This is a genomic window from Vibrio sp. 10N.222.46.A1, from assembly GCF_041473595.1.
GTDB lineage: Bacteria > Pseudomonadota > Gammaproteobacteria > Enterobacterales > Vibrionaceae > Vibrio > Vibrio tasmaniensis_A.
Genome location: NZ_JBFRSN010001394.1, coordinates 1 through 220 on the forward strand (window position 1 = coordinate 1; position 220 = coordinate 220).

Annotated in this window: 1 protein-coding gene; it reads left to right on the forward strand. The window is 45.0% G+C overall.

Translation table 11 applies throughout. The annotated features are described in order from the left end of the window. On the forward strand, positions 1 to 129 hold a 129-nt coding region (locus AB4496_RS26895), incomplete at its 5' end, for an arginase family protein (RefSeq protein ID WP_372132964.1). Positions 130 to 220 lie beyond the last annotated feature (91 nt).

The window sequence follows — 220 nt, forward strand, 5'->3', positions numbered from 1 at the left end:
AACATGGTTGGTATGGACGTTGTAGAAGTGTCTCCTGCCTATGACCAAAGCGAAATTACGGCTCTAGCTGGCGCAACTATCGCACTTGAGCTGCTTTATGTTTGGACGGCAAATCGCTTAACAAAATAAAATAGTTAGCGAGGCATGTTGAACGTGGCAATCTCGTTTTACGGATAAACACCATATTGCGGTACATGATCTTCTAAAAGCCGCCCGAGCT